Raw genomic sequence first — 20,177 nt, forward strand, 5'->3', positions numbered from 1 at the left:
AGGCGCCGAGGCCATAGTGTGACCGGGGCAACCCCATGTTTGATCAAATATAAAATTCGTGCAACTCAATACCCATGGAGTACAGATCCGTTGACTGCCGAGCCGTTCCCCACTGAGCAGCCGTACCTGGCCCGTCGTCAGAACTGGGCCAATCAACTGACCCGGCATGCCCTGATGCAGCCCGAAAAGACGGCCCTGCGCTTCCTGGGGCACACCACCACGTGGCGCGAGCTCGACCACCGGGTGACCAGGCTGGCCGGCGCCCTGAGCCGGCGCGGGGTCGGTTTCGGCGATCGCGTGCTGATCCTGATGCTGAACCGCCCCGAGTTCATCGAGGCGATGCTGGCGGCCAACAGGCTCGGCGCGATCGCAGTGCCGGTGAACTTCCGGATGACCCCACCCGAGGTGGCCTTCCTGGTCAGCGACTGCGAGGCCCGCGTCATCGTCACCGAGCCCGTGCTCGCCGGAGTCGCCACGGCGGTACGCGATCTCGATGCCACGCTGTCAACGGTCATCGTGGCCGACGCCCCCACAGAAGAAGGTGTCCTCGGCTACGAGGACCTGATCGCCGAAGACGGCCCGCCCGTCGAACCGGTCGACATCCCCAGCGATGCCCCGGCGCTCATCATGTACACCTCCGGCACCACCGGCCGGCCCAAGGGTGCGGTGCTGACGCACAACAACTTGGTCGGACAGGGCATGACCAACCTCTTCACCACCGGTGTCGACATCAACAACGACGTCGGCTTCATCGGAGTCCCGCTGTTCCACATCGCCGGTGTCGCCGGAAACGTGAACACAGGTCTGACCCTCGGCCTGCCGACGGTCATCTATCCGCTGGGCGCATTCGACCCGGGTGCGTTGCTCGACGTACTGGCGGCCGAGAAGGTCACCGCGATCTTCCTGGTGCCCGCGCAGTGGCAGGCGGTTTGTGCCGAGCAGAAAGCCAATCCACGCGACCTGTGCCTGCGGGCGCTGTCGTGGGGTGCTGCGCCGGCGTCGGACACGTTGCTACGCGCAATGGCCGAAACGTTCCCGGGCAGCCAGATCCTCGCTGCGTTCGGGCAGACCGAGATGTCCCCGGTCACCTGCATGTTGTTGGCAGACGACGCAATTCGGAAGCTGGGCTCGGTCGGTCAGGTGATCCCCACCGTTTCGGCCCGCATCGTGGACGAGAACATGAACGACGTCCCGGTCGGCGACGTCGGTGAGATCGTCTACCGCGCCCCGACTTTGATGGCGGGCTACTGGAACAACCCGAAGGCCACCGCCGAGGCGTTCGCCGGCGGCTGGTTCCACTCGGGCGATCTGGTGCGCCAGGACGCGGAGGGCTACATCTGGGTTGTCGACCGCAAGAAGGACATGATCATCTCCGGCGGCGAGAACATCTACTGCGCCGAGGTCGAGAACGTTCTGGCCGGGCACCCCGCCATCACCGAGGTCGCGGTGATCGGGCGCCACGACGAGAAGTGGGGCGAAGTTCCGGTTGCGGTGGTCGCTTTGAGTCGAGGAGACGTACTGAACCTCGGGGATCTCGACGGCTTCCTCACCGAGCGCCTGGCGCGCTACAAGCACCCGAAGGCGATCGAGATCGTCGACGCTTTGCCCCGCAACCCCTCGGGCAAGGTACTCAAGACCGAACTCCGGGAGCGGTTCGGTTCTCCGATCAACGTCCAGTAGCGGTTGACGTTTACGAAAGTAACTCCGCGTCAACGGGTTTCTGCAGGTCGCGGGGAAAGTTTGCTGTCTTTGCACGCCCTTGTTAACGGTTGATGGCACAATCCACCCGATGCAGTGCACGGCCCGGTTTCCATCGGGTACAGTCCGGTGGTCTCAATTACTACTCGTGAGTAGGGAGAGACGGATCACACAAGCTGACAGGCGACGAGGAGGGGGCGTGCGACACGTCCAGGGGGCGCACCGGTGACGGCGCCCGCCGACGGGCTCGTCGGCTACGTACGTGGTCAATTGGAGAAGCCGCTGGCTATGGTCGGTGGCTTCTTCAAGATGACTGTGCTCACTGGAAAGGCCTTTCTCACACGGCCTTTCCAGTGGAAGGAATTCGTGCTTCAGAGCTGGTTCCTGATCCGCGTGGCATTCCTGCCAACGCTCGCGGTGTCGATCCCGCTGACCGTGCTCATCATCTTCACCCTCAACATCCTGTTGGCGGAGTTCGGTGCAGCCGATGTTTCAGGCGCGGGCGCGGCCCTCGGCGCGGTGACGCAGCTCGGTCCGCTGGTGACCGTGCTCGTGGTGGCCGGCGCCGGATCGACCGCAATTTGCGCAGACCTCGGAGCCCGCACCGTGCGTGAAGAAATCGACGCGCTCGAGGTGCTCGGCATCGACCCGATCGAGCGGCTGGTCGTCCCGCGCGTGGTGGCCTCCACATTCGTGGCTTTCATGCTCAACGGTGCGGTCATCACCATCGGCCTCATCGGTGGCTTCTTCTTCGGCGTGTACGTCCAGAACGTGTCCGCCGGTGCGTACGTGTCCACCCTGACCCTGCTCACCGGATTCCCCGAGGTGATGATCTCGGTCATCAAGGCAACCTTGTTCGGCCTGATCGCCGGACTCGTCGGCTGCTACCGGGGCCTGACGGTGGCCGGTGGCTCCAAGGGCGTCGGTACCGCGGTGAACGAGACCCTGGTGTTGTGCGTGGTGGCATTGTTCGCAGTCAACGTCGTGCTCACCACCATCGGTGTGCGGTTCGGAACAGGGCACTGACATGAGTACTGCAACAGTTCTTCGCTCCCGGTTCCCCCGGGCTTTCTCGCGCACCTCGGACATCGCGGGCACTCCGGCCCGGTTCCTCGACAGCATGGGCCACGTCGCGTGGTTCGTCGTCCAGGCCATCGGCTCCATCCCGCATGCGTTCCGGCACTACCGCCGTGAGGCCCTGCGCCTGGTCGCCGAGATCGGTATGGGTACCGGCGCCATGGCCGTCATCGGCGGCACCGTGGCCATCATCGGTTTCGTCACCCTCTCGGCCGGCTCCTTGATCGCCATTCAGGGCTTCGCATCCCTGGGCAATATCGGTGTCGAGGCCTTCACCGGCTTCTTCGCCGCGTTGGCAAACATCCGCGTCGTTGCCCCGGTGGTCACGGGTCAGGCCCTGGCTTCGACAGTCGGCGCCGGTGCCACCGCAGAGCTTGGTGCCATGCGGATCAGCGAAGAGGTCGATGCGCTGGAAGTCATGGGTATCAGGTCGATTTCGTACCTGGTGTCGACTCGCCTGATCGCCGGCTCGATCGTCATCATCCCGCTGTACGCCGGGGCGGTCCTGCTGTCCTTCCTGTCTGCGCAGTTCGTCACGACGGTCTTCTACTCGCAGTCAGTCGGTACGTATGAGCACTACTTCCATACGTTCCTACGCGTCGACGACGTGATGTGGTCCTTCCTTCAGGTCATCGTCATGTCGATCGTGGTCATGTTGAACCACTGCTACTTCGGCTATTACGCCAGTGGCGGTGCCGTCGGTGTGGGTGAGGCAGTAGGGAGGTCGATGCGAACCTCGTTGATCGCAATCGTGTTGGTGGTCCTGTTGGCATCGTTGGCGCTCTACGGCACCGACCCCAACTTCAACCTCACGGTGTAGCGGCATGACCCAGCCTGCAGTGCCGCACGCGCCCTTGAACAAGCCGAAGGTCCCGCCGTACAAGCTGGCCGGCTTGATCCTCGCCCTCGTCACCATGGTGGTCTTCGCGTTGACGTGGATGCAGTTCCGCGGAACGTTCGAGAAGAAGACACAGCTGACCGTGCTGTCGGGTCGGGCCGGTCTGTCGATGGACCCGGGTTCGAAGGTCACCTTCAACGGGGTGCCCATCGGGCGACTGGCCTCGATCGACGTCGTCACCGTCGACAACAACCCCGAGGCGAAGCTGATCCTGGACGTCAAACCCCAGTATCTGAAGCTGATCCCGGAGAACGTGAGCGCAGAGTTGCGGGCCACCACGGTGTTCGGCAACAAGTACATCTCGTTCCTGTCGCCGCCGAACCCGTCGTCGGAGCGCTTGTCGCCCTCCACGCCGATCCGGGCGCAGGGTGTGACGACGGAGTTCAACACGCTGTTCGAAACGATCACCGCGATCTCCGAGCAGATCGACCCGATCAAGCTGAACCAGACGCTGACGGCGACCGCGCAGGCCCTCGACGGGCTGGGGGACAAGTTCGGCCAGTCGATCGTCAACGGCAACGACATCCTCTCGGATCTCAATCCGCGGATGCCCCAGATCCGTCGCGACATCGCCGGTCTGGCCGACCTCGGCGAGGTCTACGCCAACGCAGGACCGGACCTGTTCGACGGTCTGACCAACGCCGTCACCACCGCCCGCACCCTCAACGAGCAGCGCGGCAATCTGGACCAGGCGTTGGTGGCTGCGGTCGGTTTCGGCAACACCGGCGGCGACATCTTCGAGCGCGGCGGCCCGTACCTGGTCCGCGGCGCCCAGGACCTGTTGCCCACCTCGGCACTGCTCGACAAGTACAGCCCGGCGCTGTTCTGCACGATCCGCAACTACCACGACGCCGGCCCGAAACTCGCAGGCGCACTTGGTGGTAACGGCTACTCGCTGCAGACCCAGTCGCTGGTGATGGGCGTGGGCAACCCGTACGTCTATCCCGACAACCTGCCGCGGGTCAACGCCAAGGGTGGGCCCGAGGGCCGGCCCGGCTGCTGGCAGCCGATCACCAAGGACCTGTGGCCCATGCCGTACCTGGTGATGGACACCGGAGCATCGATCGCGCCGTACAACCACCTCGAGCTGGGGCAACCTCTCGTCGCCGAGTATGTGTGGGGACGCCAAGTGGGGGAGAACACGATCAACCCATGAGCATCAAGGGCACGCTTATCAAGCTCGGCATCTTCTCACTGGTGCTGCTCACCTTCACTGCGATCATCTTCGTGGTCTTCGGCCAGATCCGGTTCAACCGGACCTCCGAGTACTCGGCGATCTTCAAGAACGTCAGCGGGTTGCGCACCGGGCAGTTCGTCCGGGCTTCCGGTGTCGAGGTCGGCAAGGTCTCGGCCGTGAAGCTGGTCAACGGTGGCCAGCAGGCCGAGGTCACGTTCAACGTCGAGAAGTCGCTGCCGCTGTTCGAGGAGACCACGGCCGCGATCCGCTACCAGGACCTGATCGGTAACCGCTATCTGGAACTCAAGCGGGGCGAGAGCAACACGAAGATCGCTCCCGGCAGCACCATTCCGCTGGAGCGCACCGAGCCGGCTCTGGACCTCGACGCGCTCGTCGGTGGCTTCCGTCCGCTGTTCCAGTCGCTGAGCCCGGAGAAGGTCAACACCATCTCCCAGTCGATCATCACGATCTTCCAGGGCCAGGGCGGCACCATCAACGACATCCTGGACCAGACCGCGCAGCTCACCCAGAGCATCGCCGACCGGGATCAGGCGATCGGCGAGGTGATCAAGAACCTGAACATCGTGCTGGACACCACCGTGGCGCATCAGCAGCAGTTCAACGACACCCTGAAGAACTTCGAGACGCTGGTCACGGGGCTGAAGAACCGTGCCGATCCGATCGGAGCCTCGGTGGCCAACATCAGCAACGCGGCCGGTTCACTGGCAGATCTGCTGGGGGACAACCGCCCGCTGCTCAAGGACACCATCGGTCAGCTCGAGGTCATCCAGCAGCCGCTGATCGACCAGAAGCAGCAGCTGAACGACATCCTGGTGCAGTTCCCCCAGGCGTTGAAGATCATCGGCCGTGCCGGTGGCATCTACGGTGACTTCTTCAACTTCTATGCCTGCGACCTTTCGTTGAAGCTCAACGGGTTGCAGCCGGGCGGACCCGTCCGAACCGTCAGACTCGCTTCACAGCCGTCGGGGAGGTGCACGCCGCGATGAGGACACTGCAAGGTTCCGACCGCTTCCGCAAAGGCCTGATGGGTGTGGCGGTGGTGGCGCTGGTGATCGGCGTCGGTTCGACGCTGACGAGTGTGCCGATGCTGTTTGCGGTCCCGACGTACTACGGCCAGTTCTCCGACACCGGAGGCCTGAACCTGGGCGACAAGGTCCGCATCGCCGGTATGGATGTCGGCACCGTCAAGAGCATGGACATCAACGGCGACAAGGTCGAGATCGGCTACACCCTCGGTGGGAAGACGATCGGCACCGAGAGCCGCGCGGCGATCCGTACCGACACGATCCTGGGTCGGAAGAACATCGAGATCCAGCCGCGCGGCAGCCAGACCCTGCCGCCGCGCGGGATGTTGCCGCTTGGCCAGACGACGACGCCGTACCAGATCTACGACGCGTTCCTCGATGTCACGCGTAACGCGTCGGGCTGGGACACCAAGTCGGTCAAGGATTCGCTGAATGTCTTGTCGGAGACCGTCGATCAGACCTCGCCGCACCTGAGTGCCGCGCTGGACGGTGTGGCCAAGTTCTCCGAGACCATCGGCAAGCGCGACGAGGATGTCAAGAAGCTGCTGGCCAACGCCAACAAGGTGGCGACGATCCTCGGTGACCGCAGCACGCAGGTGAACCAGCTGCTGGTGAATGCCCAGACCCTGTTGGCCGCGGTCAACGAGCGCGGCCAGGCCGTGAGCATGCTGTTGGAGCGGGTCTCGTCGGTGTCGCGTCAGGTCGAGGGCCTGATCAACGACAACCCGAACCTCAACCACGTGCTGGAGCAGCTGCGCACGGTCAGCGATCTGCTGGTCGAGCGCAAGCAGGATCTGGCCGACACGCTGACCGTGGCGGGCAAGTTCATCACCTCGCTGGCCGAGGCGCTGGCCTCCGGCCCGTACTTCAAGGTGATGCTGGTCAACCTGATCCCGCCGCAGATCCTGCAGCCGTTCGTCGATTCCGCGTTCAAGAAGCGCGGCATCGATCCCGAGGAGTTCTGGCGCAACGCCGGCCTGCCGTCGTCGCGGTTCCCCGATCCCAACGGCAAGCGGTTCGAGAACGGTGCTCCGCCGCCGGCTCCGACACCGCTGGAAGGCACCCCGGAGCATCCGGGACCTGCCGTCCCGCCCGGGTCGCCGTGCTCGTACACGCCGACCGCGGCCGGAATCCCGTCGCCGGGCAACCCGATGCCGTGTGCGGCGGCCACGCAGGGTCCGTTCGGTGGCCCGGAGTACGGTCCGCCGGACCTCGCGACGTCGGCACCGAATCCTGACGGCATCGCGCATTCGCCGGGTGTGCCCAGTGCGGCCATCCCCGGTCAGATGCCGCCCGATCAGCCGGGCGCGCCGGTCGATCTGCTCCCCGGCCCGCCGGGAGCCCGCACCGTTCCGATCGCCCCGCTGCCGGTGGCGCCGGGACCCATCCCGGGTTACGCACCGCATCCGGGACCGCTGAACGCTCCCCCGGCACCGCCGGGACCGGGGCCGGACGCGGGGCCGGTGGGTACACCGCCGCTTCCGGGTAACCCGCCGTTCCTTCCGCCCGGGTCGCAGGGATAGGCCGCAAACATGTCAACAGTTTTCAACGTTCGAAACATCAAGTTGCCCAAGGCATCACGGGCATCTGTCATCGTCGGTGCGCTGGCGGTGGTGGCTGCCCTGGTGCTGGGCTACTTCGGCCTGAGCCTGTACAAGAAGATGACCAACACCACGGTCACCGCGTACTTCCCCGAGGTGCTGGCGCTGTATCCCGGCGACAAGGTGCTCATCATGGGCGTCAAGGTCGGCGCGATCGACAGCATCGAGACCGACGGCGACAAGATGAAGGTCGTCTTCCACGTCAGCAACAAGTACAAGGTGCCGGAGAACGTCACGGCGTCCGTGCTGAACCCCAGCCTGGTGGCCTCGCGCGTCATCCAGCTGTCCCCGCCGTACACCGGTGGGCCGCGGTTGCAGAACAACGCGGTGATCCCGATCGAGAACACCCAGATCCCGGTCGAATATGACGAGCTGCGTAACCAGATCACCCGTCTGCTCGACGAATTGGGTCCGACCGCCGAGCAACCCAAGGGGCCGTTCGGCGACATCATCGATTCCTTCGCCGACGGCTTCGAAGGCAAGGGGGAGCAGCTCAACCGCACCCTGAACGGGTTGTCGGAGGCGCTGACCACGCTGAACCAGGGCCGCGGTGATTTCTTCCAGGTGGTCAAGAGCCTGGCGTTGTTCGTCAACGCCCTGCACAAGAGCGATCAGCAGTTCGTGGCGCTCAACCAGGATCTGGCGCAGTTCACCAACTCGTTCACCAACACCGACCAGGAGCTGGCGACGGCCCTGCAGGATCTCAACCGGGTGCTCAAGACCACCCGTGAGTTCCTGGACGAGAACGGCGGGGTGCTCGCTCACGACGTGAACAACCTGTCGGAGGCGACGACGGCGATCCTGCAACCGGAACCGCGCGCGGGTCTGGAGAAGGGGCTGCACTCCTACCCGAACCTGGCCGCCAACGTGCTCAACATCGTCTCGCCCAATCAGGGTGGCATCGTGAGCCTGCCGGTTCTGCCGGGCCTGACCAACTTCTCCAACCCGCTGCAGTTCATCTGCAGTTCGATTCAGGCGGGTAGTCGGTTGGGCTACCAGGATTCGGCCGAGTTGTGCGCGCAGTACCTGGCGCCGATCCTCGACGCGATCAAGTTCAACTTCCTGCCGTTCGGCCAGAACCTGGCCAACACCGCGATGACGCTGCCCAAGCAGATCTCCTACTCGGAGTCCCGCCTGCAGCCACCCGGCGGGTACAAGGACACCACGGTGCCCGGTATCTGGTCGCGGGACACCTTGTTCTCGCACGGCAACCACGAGCCGGGTTGGACCGTGGCGCCGGGCATGCAGGGTGTGCAGGTGCAGCCGGCCACGCAGCAGATGCTGACCCCGGAGTCGTTGTCCGAGTTGATGGGTGGCCCGGACATCGTGGCGCCGCCGGCCCCGCCGGCGTTCGGGGCTCCTCCGGGAGGCAACCTGCCCGGTCCGCCGAACTCGTACAACGAGACCAACCCGCTGCCGCCGCCGTGGTACCCGCAGCCCGGACCGCCGCCGGCGCCTGCGCCGGGTGTGATCCCGGGTGACCCGATGTCGGGTCCCGCACCGGCCGCTCCGGCTCCGGCTCCCGCCGGACCGGCGTTGCCTGCCGAGGTCGGAGGACAGGGCTAATGGAGACACGTAACTGGGGTCGCGTCGGTCGACGCGTCGCGGTGTTGTCGGCGTCCGCGCTGATCCTCACCTCGTGTGGACAGTGGCGCGGCGTCGCCAACGTGCCGCTGCCGGGTGGGCCGGGCACTGAGTCCGGTCACACCACGCTGTACGTGCAGATGCCGGAGACGTTGGCGCTCAACGCCAACAGCCGGGTGCGGGTGCGCGACGTGTTCGTCGGCCGGGTCCGCAAGATCGAGCTGATCAACTGGACTCCGACGTTGACCGTCGACCTGGAGCCCGGCATCGTGCTGCCGAAGAACACCCTGGCCAAGATCGGCCAGACCAGCTTGCTGGGTTCGCAGCACGTGGAGCTCAACCCGCCGGAGAAGCCGTCCGAGGAGAAGTTGCACAACGGGGACACCATCCCGTTGTCGCAGTCGTCGGCGTACCCGACGATCGAGCGGACGCTGGCCGGCATCTCCGGCATCCTGACCGGCGGTGGCATCCCGAACATCGAGACCATCCAGACCGAGGTGTTCAACATCCTCAACGGTCGCGCCGATCAGATCCGCGACTTCCTGGGCCGGCTCGACACATTCACCGACGAGCTCAATCAGCAGCGCAACGACATCACCCGGGCGATCGATTCGACCAACCGGCTGTTGAACATCGTTGCGGCGCGCAATGACACGTTGGACCGGGTGCTGACCGAGTTCCCGCCGCTGATCCAGCATTTCGCCGACACGCGCGATTTGTTCGCCGACGCGGTGACCTCGCTGGGTCGCTTGTCGAAGGCCGCTGACGACACGTTGTCGAACAGCAATGCCAACCTGCACACCAACCTGCAGAACCTGCAGCGGCCGCTCAAGCAGTTGGCCCGTTCGGCTCCGTACCTGGTCGAGGCGCTCAAGCTGATCCTCACGGTGCCGTTCAACATCGAGAACATCCCGAAGGCGGTGCGCGGCGACTACATCAACGTGTCGCTGACGATCGACCTGACGTTGAGCTCGGTGGACAATGCGTTCCTGTCCGGTACCGGTGTCTCGGGCATGCTCCGTGCGCTGGAGCAGGCATGGGGCCGCGATCCGGCGACGATGATCCCGGATGTCCGGTTCACGCCGAACCCGCACGACGCACCTGGTGGCCCGCTTGTGGAAAGGGGGGAGTGAGACATGTTGCTGACCCGCTTCATCAAGATGCAGCTCGTTCTGTTCACTGTGTTGACGGTGATAGCCCTGGTCGTGCTGGCGCTGGTCTACCTGCGGTTGCCGACCTGGGCCGGCGTCGGGATGTACCAGCTCAACGCCAATCTCCCGAACTCGGGCGGTCTGTACGCCACGGCCAACGTGACCTATCGCGGAACCACGATCGGCAAGGTGACCTCGGTGGAGCCCACCGAGCAGGGTGCCCACGTCAAGATGGACATCTACAACCAGTTCCGGGTGCCGATCGACGCGAGCGCCAACGTGCACTCGGTGTCGGCGGTCGGTGAGCAGTTCATCGACCTGGTCTCCAAGGACGGCGCGAAGGAGTACTTCCGCAGCGGCGACACGATCCAGAAGGGCACCGTGCCTGCCGAGGTGGGCCCGTCGCTCGACGCGGCGCAGAAGGGCTTGGCGGCGCTGCCGAAGGAGAAGATCGCGACCCTGCTCGACGAGACGGCTCAGGCCGTCGGCGGGCTCGGGCCGTCACTGCAGCATCTGGTCGATTCCACCCAGGCGATCGCCGGTGACTTCAAGGACAACATCGGTTCGGTCAACGACATCGTGGAGAACTCCGGGCCGATCATCGACAGCCAGGTGAATTCGGGCGACGCGATCTCGCGGTGGGCCAAGAACCTGAACACGCTGGCCGCCCAGAGCGCTCAGAACGATGCCGCGTTGCGGGGTGGTATCCAGCAGGCGGCACCGACGGCCGATCAGCTGAACTCGGTGTTCGGTGACGTCCAGGAGTCGTTGCCGCAGACGCTGGCGAACCTGGAAATCGTCATCGACATGCTCAAGCGCTACAACAAGAACGTCGAGCAGGTGTTGGTGGCACTGCCCCAGGGTGGTGCCGTCGCCCAGACCGCGACGATCTTTGCGCCCAAGGGCCTGCTGCACTTCGGTCTCGGCATCAACATGCCGCCGCCGTGCCTGACCGGGTTCCTGCCGGCCTCGCAGTGGCGCTCGCCCGCGGACACGTCCGAGGCTCCGCTGCCCGAGGGCCTGTACTGCAAGATCCCCAAGGACGCGCCGAACGCGGTGCGTGGTGCGCGTAACTACCCGTGTGCCGACGTGCCCGGCAAGCGGGCCGCTTCCCCCGCGGAGTGCCGTAGCAACGAGCCTTACCAGCCGTTGGGCACCAACCCGTGGTACGGCGACCCGAATCAGATCCGCAACTGCCCGGCCCCGGCCGCGCGCTGCGATCAGCCCGTCGATCCGGGCCGGGTGATCCCCGCGCCTTCGGTGAATAATGGGATGAACCCGTTGCCGGCAAGTCAACTTCCACCACCGGAATCAACGGCGATGCGGAGCGATCCGCTGACCGCGCCGCGGGGTGGCAATGTGAGTTGTAGTGGACAGCAGCCGAACCCCTGCATCTACACTCCGGCAGCAGGTTCGACCGCCACCTATAGTCCGTCCAGCGGCGAGGTGGTCGGTCCCGGCGGTGTGAAGTACTCCGTCACCAACTCGAATAAACCAGGAGATGACGGATGGAAGGAGATGCTGGCGCCAGCCAGCTGAACCTCGCCGACCAGCAGGACCCCCACACCACCGAACCGCAAGCGGAGGCCGTCACCGAGATCACCGATCCGATCTCAGCCACGGACGCCGAGGAGGCCGCAGCGCGGCCTTCCCGGCTCGGGCGGGGCTGGATGGCGGCGATCCTCGCCGGGCTGCTGGTCTTGGCCGCGGCCGCCGGTGTCGGTGGCTACCTGGCACTGCGTGCGCATCAGGACAGTGAACGGATCGCCAGCGACGAGGCCGAGGCCCTGCAGGCGGCCAAGGACTGTGTCACCGCGACCCAGGCACCCAACACCCAGGCGATGATCGAGGCTCAGACCAAGATCATCGAATGTGCGACCGGTGACTTCGGCGCGCAGGCCGGCCTCTACAGCGGCATGCTGCTCGACGCCTACCAGGCTGCCAACGTGCAGGTGAAGGTTTCGGATCTGCGGGCTGCGGTGGAGAAGCACAACGACGACGGGTCGATGGACCTGTTGGTCGCGGTGCGGGTGTTGGTCACCAACAGCGAGAAGTCCGATGAAGAGCAGGGTTATCGGCTGCGGGTGAAGATGGCCCGCGCGGAGGACGGCAACTACAAGGTCGCGCGGCTCGACCAGGTCACGTCGTCGTGACCGCTGTGCTGGACAACGCCGGACCGGTGGCCGCCGAGGGCACCGGAACGGACGGGGTGCGGTTGGCGTCGTGGCCGGCGCGGGCCGGGGCGTTCGCCATCGATGTGCTGGCGCCGGCCGGTTTGATCGTGACGGCGACGCTGGTCGCCCAGGGCACGGATTTGGGCAAGTGGTTGTGGTGGGCGGTGTACGCGGGCGGGCTGGTCCTGCTGGTGGCCGTTTCTTGTGTGAATCGCATTCTGTTGCCGGCGTTGACCGGGTGGAGCCCCGGCCGATCGGTGTTCGGTATCCGGGTGGTGTCCTCGGCCGGCGATGCCGGTCTGGGGCGGCTGCTGCTGCGCGATGTCGCCCATCTGCTGGACACCGCGGCCGTGTTCGTGGGCTGGCTGTGGCCGCTGTGGGACTCGCGTCACCGGACGTTCGCCGATCTGCTGACCCGCACCGAGGTGCGTCGCGTCGACCGGCCGCAGTCCGATGTTCGGCGCCGCGTCGGAGCGATGTTGCTGACGCTCGCGCTGCTCAGCGGAATCGCTGTGGGGCTGGGATATCTGCTGGTGTACCGGCAGGACCGGGCCGTGGATCAGTCCCGGGCGCAGATCGCCGAGCAGGGGCCGCGCATCGTCGAGGAACTCCTCAGCTACGGGGTGGATTCCGTCGACGCGGATTTCACCAAGGCACAGGCGCTGACCACCGACAACTACCGCCAGCAGCTGGTTGCCCAGCAGGACGCGGTGCGCAAAGCCGGCCCCACGACCAACGACTACTGGGCCGTGAGCAGTGCGGTGCTGCCCGGCGTGACGAAGGATGCGGCGACCATGCTGGTGGCGCTGCAGGGCCAACGCGGCACCAATCCGCAGGAGTTGAAGTTCATCACCGCGACGGTGCGGGTGGAGTTCAAGAAGTCCGACGACCACTGGCTGGTCGACAACCTGACGGTGCTCAAGCGGCCGGTACTGAGCGGAGGCGGACAGTGAGCCCGCGTCGCCGGATCGAGCCGGGTCAAGTTGACTACTTCGCCGTCGAGCCGAAGGAGCCCAAGGAACCCATCCGTTGGGGTCTGCCGATCGTCGGAATGCTCTCCGCCCTGCTCATCGCTGCCGCCATCGTGGGCAGCAGCCTGATCCTGGTGCGTCACGAATCCGATCGCCGTGCCGAGATCAAGAGTGCCGGGGCGCTCGATTACGTGCGCGAGTTCATGACGGTCTATACGACGCTGGATCCGTTCCACGCCAACGACTATGCCGATCGCATCAAAGAGCAGGCGACCGGCGATTTCCGAAAGATGTTCCAGGAGAAGCAGAACGAGATCGTCGTTCAGGTGGCGCGCGCGGAACCGACAGAGGGTGCTGTGCTCGATGCCGGCATTCAGAGATGGAACGACAACGGCAGTGCCGACGTGCTGGTCGCCACCAAGATCAGCACCCGATCTCCGGACGGCAAGTCCGTGATCGAAAGCGGTAGCCGCTGGATTGCGACGACGATTTGGGAAGGACAGCAGTGGAAGATCAGCCAGCTGATTCAGGTGATCTGACCACCGGCGAGCCTGACAAGCCGCGCCGCAGAATACGTTTCGGGCGGCGTCGCCGTGCCGAGGCGGTGGTCGAGGAATCGGTCTCGGAGTCCGTCTCTGAATCCGAGGACGCCGACGACGACGCCGCCGATGCGGATGATGCAGCCGCGGCCGAGTCGGCTCCGGAACGTCGGATCCCGACCGGCAAGTCGCGCCGCAAGGCGGCGACCGAGTCCGAAGGTGATGTCGAGGCCGAACCGGAACCTGAAGCCGACGTTGCACCTGAGCCGACGGAGGAGTCGGACACCGAGGCCGACATCGACGCTGCCGACGCTGAACAGGCCGAGGACGCTGCCGATGCTGAACCGGCCGAGGACGAGGTCCTGGTACCGCACCGCGAGGCAGGCAAGCGACTGACGTACGTCGCCGCAGGTGCTGCGGCGGTGTTCGTGGTGGCCGGGGCTTTCGGCGGTGCGATGCTGCAGCCGTACCTGGCCGATCGGGCCCTGGTGGCCACCAAGCTTCAGGTGGCGCGGACGTCGGCCGATGCCATCACCACGTTGTGGACCTACAACCCGGACAACATCGAGACTCTGCCCGATCGAGCCGAGAAGTACCTGTCCAACGACTTCGCCACCCAGTACCGGCAATTCATCGATACCCTCGTGCCCACCAACAAGCAGGCGCAGGTCACCAACAACACCGAGGTGATGGGCACCGCGGTGGAGACGATCGGGCGCGATGAGGCCACCGCGATCGTCTACACCAACACGGTGTCGACCAGTCCGGTCACCAAAAACGTTCCGTCGCTGCGGTATCTGTCGTTCCGGCTGATGTTGCAGCGCACCGACGGTGATTGGCGCATCACCCAGATGCCCACGTTGACCCAATTGGACTTGTCTCCTCAGCTGTAGCAGCGAGGATGTAGGCATGGCCATCGCCTCACCGGTGACACAGCGATCAACCGTCGTGGCCCTGTTGTTGTTGACGTTCGCGACCGGGGTCGTCGATGCGGTCAGTGTGCTGGTGCTGGGTCACGTGTTCGTCGCCAACATGACCGGAAACGTGATCTTCCTGGGGTTCTGGTTCGTGCCGCACTCGGGCGTGGATGTGACGGGTGCGCTGGTCGCCTTTATCGGGTTCGTGTTGGGCACCGTGGTGGGCGGGCGCCTGCGGCGCCATCTCGACAGCCACGTCCGGAATTGGCTGACCACCGCACTGGGTGTGGAAGTCGCTCTGCTGACTGTGCTTTCGGTCCTCTGCGGAACGGGAGTGCTGGCCTATGACGACAACCGGAAGCTGATCCTGATCATTCTGGCGATGACCTTCGGGATCCAGAACGCGACTGCGCGACAGTTCGGTATCCAGGAACTGAGCACCACGGTGCTGACGCAGACGATCGTCGGCCTCGGCTTCGACAGCAGGCTGGCGGGCGGTACCGGGGACCGCGAGAAGCTCCGTTACGGCGTGGTGCTGACGATGTGTGTTGGTGCGGTGCTCGGCGGGACGGTGTCGCAGTTCACGGTTGCGCCGGTGATCGCTGCGGCGGCCGTGGTGGTGGCGACCAGCGCGTTGATCTTCAAGTTCGGGCCGGCTCCTGCGGAGAACGCGCGCTGATCCAGCTCTCCCCTTCGTGCGCTGCGTGTCGCAGGGCATTGACCTCGCCGAAGTAGGCGGCTACCGCGCCGACCCCGGGCAGCATCCCGAGGTAGCGGTAAACCTTTTGCGGGTGCGGTCTTTTCGCGATCTCCTCGCCGGCGGCCCGCACGCTGCCGGCGAAGTCCCAGAGTTTTTCCGGCAGCGATTGCGGCGGCGTTTCCGGGGCGTCGGCGGGGCTGTTGGTGAGGCCACGGTCGCACAGGACCGCGCCCAGCAGCCGTACCTGCTCATCGAGGTCGGTGACGCCGTCCTCGCGGGCCATGGCACACAACACGATGGCCTGGTTGGAGAACCCCAGGATGTCCTGGATCGGGAGGCGGTTGGCGATGACCCCGAACGCACCGGGGAATGCCACCGGGATGGTGGTCACCGCACCGGCCCGATGCACCCACCACTTCACGTGGCCGTCTTGATCCATCTCGGCCCAGGCCTTGGTGCCCGGCAGCTCGGCGAAGTTCAGCACCGCGGCCGCGACGTCGAGGGTCTTGCCGACGGCGCCCTCGGCGGGTTCCTCGCGGTGGGTACGTCGCCGCAGCCCGAAGGGGTCGAATCGGGTGAAGATGTCGAGTACCGGGTTGATGACAGCCACGGCATTCTCGAGCGCCCCCGCGACGTCGGCGTCGGAGAGGTGCGCAGAAGGCAACAGGTTTATCCCCACCGCAGCTATCTTGCCGGATGGCGGCGGCTGTCGTCGTTGTGGTCCGAAAAGTTGTCGGTCCCCTTTGGGATGATGGTGGCATGTATTCGGAGGCATCTTCTTTCGCCGGCGAGACGCCTGTGCGGCGGTTGGAGGTGCTGTGCGACGAGCTGTCGCAGCTGTGCGGTCAGCGCAATGCGATCGACGGTCGGATCGTGGAGATCGTGGCGGAGTTGGAGCGCGACGAGTTGTGCGGAGCCACCGGCGTTCGCTCGATCCCCGCGTTTGTCGCCTGGAAGACTGGCATCGCCCCGCGTAATGCCGAGACCGTGGTTGCGGTGGCCCGTCGGCTCGTGGAGTTCCCCCGCTGCGCCGAAGCGATGCGCGAAGGCCGACTCTCACTCGATCAAGTGGGGGTGATCGCCGAGAAAGCCGCCGACGGGTCCGACGAGCATTATTCGGAGTTGGCCGCGGTCGCGACCGTCAGGCAGTTACGCACCGCGGTCAAGCTCGAGCCACGTCCAACACCTGACCCGAAACCTGAGCCGCAGCGGTCATTCACTCGGGTCGAGGGCGACGGACACACCACCTACCGGATCACCCTGCCACGCTTGGACGCCGCCAAATTCGACGCCGCCCGCCAAGCGCACCACGACGCGTTGGTCGCGGACTTCAAACGCGACCACGACACCGACGAGGACGCCGAGGGCGCGCGGCCGTTTCCCGACAGGGCGGATGCGTTCATGAGCTTGGTCGAGGCGGGCTGGGACTACGAGGCGGCGCGGCGCCCGCACGGCCAGCACACCACCGTCGCTGTGCATTTGAATGCCGCCGATCGCATCGCTGCCCTGCATCTGGGGCCGGTGTTGACCGATGACGAACGCCAGTACCTATTGTGCGACGCCACCTGCGAGGTGTGGCTGGAACGCCAGGGTCGGCCGATCGGGGTCGGCCGCAGCACCCGCACCATCAGCCGCCGGTTGCGCCGCGCTCTGGAGCACCGCGACCGCTGCTGTGTGGTGCCCGGCTGCGGATCCACGCGCGGTCTGCACGCCCACCACATCGTGCACTGGGAAGATGGCGGGTCCACCGACCTCGATAATCTAGTCCTGGTCTGCCCCTATCACCACCGCGCCCACCACCGCGGCGAGATCACCATCACCGGTCCCGCACATCAACTCGTCGTCACCGACCCCACCGGGAAGCAGCTACACGGGGGATCGCTGGCCCGTCCACCCACCACACCCCCACCCAATGTCCCGCCGTGCCCCGGACCTACCGGTGAGCGTGCCGACTGGTGGTGGTACACACCGTTCCAACCGCAACCACCGCCTAAAGTCGCCTAGCCCCGGGCGGCGCCGTGCATCAGGCGTAACCGTCGACCCAGGTGCCGGTGTCATCGGTGCGGACGACGAGGGTGACACCGGGTGCTGCCATGAGTGCGGCCGGACGCGACGAGATCGGAATACTCCCGGTCTGCGCGCACGTGTCTCGGTCGAAGCTCACGAGCGCGTCGTAGGTGCCGAAAACGACCTGCCTGTCCAGGATCACGGCCATGCCGTCCGCGGACATGCGCCCGGTGGCACTCGCGGGACGGTTGGTGAACGAGCACTGCTCACGTCCGTCAGGGTTGCGCAGGGTGGCCCGGTCGTTGTCATGGGTCAGGAACTGGTCGGAGCCGTCGGTGGTGAGGATCGGATAGGCAGGATCGTTGAGGTCCGACAGTGTCCGTAGTCGGGCGTTGACGAAGACGGAGCGATCGGGTCCCCCTTTGGGGGCGAGGGTGATGATGGTTGCGTCGTCACTTGCTTCCAGGGTGTACAGCATCGCGCGGTGGGTTTTGAAATCCTGCTGCGAGTAAGGAAGTCCGCGTAGCACCGTCGCTTGCCAGGCGGTGGTGCCATCGTTCGGATCGGCAACGGCGAACTGGACATCCATGCCGTGGCCGTCGGGGCACCGGTCGACAACTCGCAGTAGGCGTGCGTCACTGTCGCTCCGGAACTGGCAACCTGTGACGGGGACAGGCGCGGTCCACAAAGCGGTCCCCGTTCGTGCGTCGAATCGTGTCCAGGCCAAGGCATCGGGATCCTCATCCACCAGGTACGTCTGACCCGGTGGGCGGCGGTGATCACTGACATGGCGGTAGGTGTCGACCAGAGTCCGGTCGGAGGACCACCACATCTGGCGGCCGGTGGGTGCGTCGAGACCCACCAATACCGAAGGGTATGAGCCGATTCCGATGATGACCGTCTGTCCGGCGTCGAACACCCGCAGCGAGGTCACGACTGATTCGCCGGGTCCGCGACGCGAATAATGCCACCGCTCAGTGGAATCAGGGCCGTAGGCGGTGACGCGTCCGTTGCCGTAGGTGACGAAGCCGCCGGCGATGGGTTCGACGTACCACCCGTTGTGCTCGATCCGGTCCCAGTTTGTCCAGTCGGACACTTTGAGGGTAAAGCGTTTTGCGCCCAGGGCCGCCGGCAGCGGAACATCAGTGGACGGCGGTGCTGAGACCGACGCATCGACGAATCGGTGGTCGTCACCGGCACGGATCGCCGGCATGGTTGCCGAAGCCGAGACCACTAACCCGAGGACAACCCCGGCCACGGCAGGCACGCGCCAGCCACGATCCGAGAGGCGGGAAACGGCGAAGCTGCCGACGATCAGTGCGACCACGCCGATCAGTGCCATACGCCAGGCGGCCAGCGTGATGGGCAGCTGGGCGGTTCGTGGATAGAACATCATCCAGCCGACGAACTGTCCGAACCGGTCGGCGAAGAACACCATGAACAACAGCGCCATCACGCCAGCTATCGCCGGCACAGCCCATGAACCCGGGTGGGTTCGACCCACGAACCAGGCAATGACAGCGGACACCAGCAGCAGCCCGACCAGCCAGCACAGGGCGACGGCGATGGTTCGGGGTGTCTGTGCACCCAGCGATGCTGCTTCAGGCGGTAGGAACTCCTCCCACGCACCGAGAGCCGGGGAGGGCTCACCCGTCAGCCAACCCGTGAGGGCGAGGCCCAACGCGGATATGAGCAGGGAGCACGCCAATCCCAGGCTCACTGCCGACATGACACGCAGCAACGATCTCCCCCACGGCACGGTGGAAAATTCTGCCAGTTCACGCCGGTAACCTGCCCTATATGCCCAATGCCGCGGACCGGGCCGACGTCTTCGTCAAACGCAATGAGTCGGCGCCGGCGGGATTCTTCGCCGCAGAGGCCGCCGGACTGAACTGGTTGGCGGTGGCAGGTGGCGTCCCGAGTGTCCCGGTAATCGGTTACGACGCAACATCATTGACGCTGCAGCGCCTGCACTCGGTGCCGCCGACAGCGCGAGCTGCTCGAGCCTTCGGCGAGCAACTGGCCCATACCCATGATGCGGGTGCGCCGGCCTACGGAGCCGGGCCGGACGGCTACGGGGGAGTGGGGTTCTTCGGGCCGATGTCGCAGCCGTTGCCGATGTCGTTGGCCCACCACGATTCTTGGGGCACGTTCTACGCCGATGAGCGATTGAGTCCGATGGCGCACCTGGCGGCGGGGCGGCTCAATGCAGGGGCGCACGACGCCATAGCGGCGGTCGCCGACCTCTGCCGCGCCGGCGCGTTCGATGACGACGACGGGCCGGCCAGGCTGCACGGCGACCTCTGGACCGGCAACGTGATGTGGACTGCCGACGGTGCGGTGTTCATCGATCCCGCCGCACATGGTGGTCATCGCGAGACGGATCTGGCGATGCTGGCGCTGTTCGGGTTTCCGTTCCTGGATGACGTGCTGGCGGCGTACCGGTCTATCCGGCCGATGCGCGACGGATGGCGTGATCGGGTCGACCTGCATCAGCTCTATCCGCTGCTGGCTCACGTTGTGCTGTTCGGCGGCGGATATGCGGGACAGGCTGAGGCGGCGGCCCGGAGAATCCTCGCCGGCAAACTTCGGATCGAGTAGTTCGAACCGCTGAGCGCCGCCGTTCCGCGTCGTCCG

18 protein-coding genes are annotated in these 20,177 nt (G+C 65.5%); 16 read left to right on the top strand and 2 right to left on the bottom strand.

The window, feature by feature from the left end; all coding sequences use genetic code 11:
• Positions 1–90 precede the first annotated feature (90 nt).
• The 14 genes from fadD5 (at position 91) to AC4LGL_RS29805 (ending at position 15,512) form a co-directional block, all read left to right on the top strand.
• Entirely contained in the window at positions 91–1,680 is a 1,590-nt protein-coding gene (fadD5, locus tag AC4LGL_RS29740) for a fatty-acid--CoA ligase FadD5 (RefSeq protein WP_491841882.1), read from the top strand.
• A 243-nt stretch (positions 1,681–1,923) separates the two neighbouring features.
• On the top strand, positions 1,924–2,724 hold the full coding sequence (locus AC4LGL_RS29745) for an MlaE family ABC transporter permease (protein WP_036443857.1): 801 nt from the start codon (positions 1,924–1,926) through the stop codon (positions 2,722–2,724).
• A 1-nt stretch (position 2,725) separates the two neighbouring features.
• Positions 2,726–3,595, top strand: coding sequence for an MlaE family ABC transporter permease (locus AC4LGL_RS29750; RefSeq protein WP_064881265.1), 870 nt, complete (start codon positions 2,726–2,728; stop codon positions 3,593–3,595).
• 4 nt (positions 3,596–3,599) lie between these two features.
• A complete protein-coding gene (locus tag AC4LGL_RS29755) occupies positions 3,600–4,829 on the top strand; it encodes an MCE family protein (RefSeq protein ID WP_064881268.1) in 1,230 nt (409 codons plus the stop codon).
• A complete protein-coding gene (locus tag AC4LGL_RS29760; RefSeq protein WP_064881270.1) occupies positions 4,826–5,857 on the top strand; it encodes an MCE family protein in 1,032 nt (343 codons plus the stop codon). Before AC4LGL_RS29755 ends, AC4LGL_RS29760 begins: the two co-directional genes overlap by 4 nt.
• The gene (locus tag AC4LGL_RS29765) at positions 5,854–7,419 is read left to right on the top strand and encodes a virulence factor Mce family protein (RefSeq protein ID WP_491841883.1); all 1,566 of its coding nucleotides are present in this window, start codon (positions 5,854–5,856) and stop codon (positions 7,417–7,419) included. Before AC4LGL_RS29760 ends, AC4LGL_RS29765 begins: the two co-directional genes overlap by 4 nt.
• Before the next feature lie 9 nt (positions 7,420–7,428).
• Positions 7,429–9,063 carry a virulence factor Mce family protein gene (locus AC4LGL_RS29770; protein WP_491841884.1) on the top strand — a complete coding sequence of 545 codons (1,635 nt, stop codon included), beginning with the start codon at positions 7,429–7,431 and terminating at the stop codon, positions 9,061–9,063.
• On the top strand, positions 9,063–10,214 hold the full coding sequence (locus AC4LGL_RS29775; protein WP_491841885.1) for a virulence factor Mce family protein: 1,152 nt from the start codon (positions 9,063–9,065) through the stop codon (positions 10,212–10,214). The genes AC4LGL_RS29770 and AC4LGL_RS29775 overlap by 1 nt, the downstream gene beginning before the upstream one ends.
• Positions 10,215–10,220: 6 nt before the next feature.
• Entirely contained in the window at positions 10,221–11,771 is a 1,551-nt protein-coding gene (locus tag AC4LGL_RS29780; protein WP_491842011.1) for an MCE family protein, read from the top strand.
• Complete coding sequence (locus AC4LGL_RS29785; protein WP_491841886.1) at positions 11,741–12,385, top strand: Rv1363c family protein; 645 nt, start codon at positions 11,741–11,743, stop codon at positions 12,383–12,385. The genes AC4LGL_RS29780 and AC4LGL_RS29785 overlap by 31 nt, the downstream gene beginning before the upstream one ends.
• The gene (locus AC4LGL_RS29790) at positions 12,382–13,359 is read left to right on the top strand and encodes an RDD family protein (protein ID WP_491841887.1); all 978 of its coding nucleotides are present in this window, start codon (positions 12,382–12,384) and stop codon (positions 13,357–13,359) included. Before AC4LGL_RS29785 ends, AC4LGL_RS29790 begins: the two co-directional genes overlap by 4 nt.
• Positions 13,356–13,916 carry an Rv1363c family protein gene (locus tag AC4LGL_RS29795; protein WP_491841888.1) on the top strand — a complete coding sequence of 187 codons (561 nt, stop codon included), beginning with the start codon at positions 13,356–13,358 and terminating at the stop codon, positions 13,914–13,916. The genes AC4LGL_RS29790 and AC4LGL_RS29795 overlap by 4 nt, the downstream gene beginning before the upstream one ends.
• Entirely contained in the window at positions 13,883–14,809 is a 927-nt protein-coding gene (locus tag AC4LGL_RS29800; RefSeq protein ID WP_491841889.1) for a mammalian cell entry protein, read from the top strand. The genes AC4LGL_RS29795 and AC4LGL_RS29800 overlap by 34 nt, the downstream gene beginning before the upstream one ends.
• Before the next feature lie 16 nt (positions 14,810–14,825).
• Entirely contained in the window at positions 14,826–15,512 is a 687-nt protein-coding gene (locus tag AC4LGL_RS29805) for a YoaK family protein (RefSeq protein ID WP_491841890.1), read from the top strand.
• Here AC4LGL_RS29805 and AC4LGL_RS29810 read toward each other — a convergent pair.
• Positions 15,475–16,212 carry a hypothetical protein gene (locus tag AC4LGL_RS29810; RefSeq protein WP_491841891.1) on the bottom strand — a complete coding sequence of 246 codons (738 nt, stop codon included), beginning with the start codon at positions 16,210–16,212 and terminating at the stop codon, positions 15,475–15,477. The genes AC4LGL_RS29805 and AC4LGL_RS29810 overlap by 38 nt on opposite strands.
• Before the next feature lie 80 nt (positions 16,213–16,292).
• Between AC4LGL_RS29810 and AC4LGL_RS29815 the strand changes: the two genes are divergently transcribed.
• The gene (locus AC4LGL_RS29815; RefSeq protein ID WP_491841892.1) at positions 16,293–17,537 is read left to right on the top strand and encodes an HNH endonuclease signature motif containing protein; all 1,245 of its coding nucleotides are present in this window, start codon (positions 16,293–16,295) and stop codon (positions 17,535–17,537) included.
• Between the two features lie 19 nt (positions 17,538–17,556).
• On the opposite strand, the gene AC4LGL_RS29820 is transcribed toward AC4LGL_RS29815, so the two are convergent.
• Complete coding sequence (locus tag AC4LGL_RS29820) at positions 17,557–19,260, bottom strand: BamB-related PQQ repeat family beta-propellar protein (RefSeq protein ID WP_491841893.1); 1,704 nt, start codon at positions 19,258–19,260, stop codon at positions 17,557–17,559.
• 80 nt (positions 19,261–19,340) lie between these two features.
• Here AC4LGL_RS29820 and AC4LGL_RS29825 point away from each other — a divergent pair, with 80 nt between their 5' ends.
• Complete coding sequence (locus AC4LGL_RS29825; protein ID WP_491841894.1) at positions 19,341–20,141, top strand: fructosamine kinase family protein; 801 nt, start codon at positions 19,341–19,343, stop codon at positions 20,139–20,141.
• Positions 20,142–20,177: the final 36 nt, after the last annotated feature.

The sequence above is a fragment of the Mycolicibacterium arcueilense genome, assembly GCF_058536225.1.